The following is a 1,723-nucleotide window of genomic DNA, read 5'->3' on the forward strand; positions in this document are numbered from 1 at the left end:
GTTCTATGCGCATGTCCATAGTAAAGCCTACTCGCCTCGCAGTCGTGAGACCTACCTTCGTTGGGTGGCATGCCTCGCCGTAGCCTTGGCGTAGGCGGGAGCGTCTCGGGGAGCATTACCAGCCTGAAGGGCCTGGTTTGCGTCGCTTGTCGGAGGGTCAGGTGCTGGACTACTTGATCTACCTGCGAGACGACCAAAAGCTGGCGGCCTCGACGGTTAATCAGGTGCTGGTGCCTGTCATCGAAGCTGAACCAGTGCCTGTGTGTTGTCCTCAGTGCGAACCGCCGATGCAGCGCTTGCGCAAAATCCTCTCCGCACGCGGCCCGCCGCTCAGCTCCGCTTTACTCTATGTCCAATCATGACCGTTGAACTTTTTAAACGAAGCTCTCGAAGTGAGGCTTTATCAGGCCTGACCTGCTTGCGCTTGGCCGATGAGCAAGACTTTACTCGTATTTTTGATGCGCGATCGATCCTCGGCAGCCCCAAGCGCTGCACCACTCCGATCAATGCGGCTTTTTGTCGTCCCGCCAAAGAAGCCGCATGCCTGCCGTTGCAAAGTCGGTCGTTCAATTTGACCCGACAGTGTCGCATCCCGCTCCAGGACTGCGTTGAAAGCATTCCGCATCAGCGATAGCGCGCGGTCATTTTAGTGCGGGCTTGTTCAACAATCAGTTATCAACGCGGCTGCGCGCGATTGATAACTTCAGGATTGGGTCTTTGTTTCTTTCAAATGGCGACGAATAAACTCTGGATCACGCCTTAGGTCGACGATCGCATAGACAGTAACCGTCTTTTTATCAGAGGTGTAAAATATCCGTATGGGAATACACGCGATAAGCTGCGGTAGAACTGTCGATGAACAATTCGGTGCAGACCGCCTGTCAATCGGAGTTCCTCAATATCCGACCTGAGGCAAGACGTAAAATAGTCCCCAAGACCTAGATCTTGCTTCTCGTAAAACAAAAAACCTTCATTCAGATCAGATAAAGCGTCTGATGAAATTCGGATTTTCTTCATTGGCGACCAATGCTTCCTTTTACTTTATCCCAGTCTAGAAGCTGAGCCTCGCCAGATTCTATACGAGCGGATCGCTGATCGAGTAGGTCAATCATCTCAGGAGTTTCGTAGGCGGTGCTGATCTCGCTACGCATGTCCTCCCACAAGTTCCTCATTGTGAGTAACTTCTCTTCTTTGGTCATGCTTTTAACATCTGGGATCATATACCGAGGATGGCATTCGACGCCAATTAGTCAATGATATCGATACTCCATTCTTTTACCCAACGTGGAGCACTATCGCGAATGAAGCGCGGCTTGCCGGGCATAGCTCGAAGAGCGAAGCCTGGAGCGCGAAAGGAGTTGATAGCTGCGGCTTGGGTGTGCCCAGCATGGGCACGGTGTAAATGTGGTTAAAGTCCACTATAGTAAGAACCAATAATAAAATGAAAAGAACTATTACCAGAAGCCAAGTGCGCAACCGTGAGGTTGGGTTCGAAGGAAGGCTATGGGTACCGAGGAGTCTGCGACGACACTCGCAAGCGAAGCGCAGTAGAACAACCCGCGAGCTGATGCTTGTAGTCCCGCCGTAGGGGAATGAGCGGAGCGAATCGGGGGACAAGAACTGCATAGAAGGCCGACGTATTGAGATGAGCTGGCTCCACACAGCAAAGTCGTTTAGTTCGCATACGGAGGTAAATGTAGCAGTTGTGCAGGGGAGCACCGTG

Annotated in this window: 3 protein-coding genes; 2 read left to right on the forward strand and 1 reads right to left on the reverse strand. The window is 52.0% G+C overall.

From position 1 onward, the window contains the following. The first annotated feature begins 137 nt into the window (after positions 1–137). Together QEH52_RS19465 and QEH52_RS19470 are read left to right on the forward strand one after the other, a co-directional pair. Positions 138–362, forward strand: a complete 225-nt coding sequence (locus tag QEH52_RS19465; RefSeq protein WP_308952625.1) for a hypothetical protein — start codon at positions 138–140, stop codon at positions 360–362. Further along, on the forward strand, positions 359–634 hold the full coding sequence (locus QEH52_RS19470; protein WP_308952626.1) for a hypothetical protein: 276 nt from the start codon (positions 359–361) through the stop codon (positions 632–634). Before QEH52_RS19465 ends, QEH52_RS19470 begins: the two co-directional genes overlap by 4 nt. 379 nt (positions 635–1,013) lie before the next feature. On the opposite strand, the gene QEH52_RS19475 is transcribed toward QEH52_RS19470, so the two are convergent. Continuing rightward, positions 1,014–1,199, reverse strand: coding sequence for an addiction module protein (locus QEH52_RS19475; protein ID WP_308952627.1), 186 nt, complete (start codon positions 1,197–1,199; stop codon positions 1,014–1,016). Positions 1,200–1,723 lie beyond the last annotated feature (524 nt).

This window comes from Thalassobacterium maritimum, from assembly GCF_031127805.1.
GTDB classification, from domain to species: domain Bacteria; phylum Verrucomicrobiota; class Verrucomicrobiia; order Opitutales; family Coraliomargaritaceae; genus Thalassobacterium; species Thalassobacterium maritimum.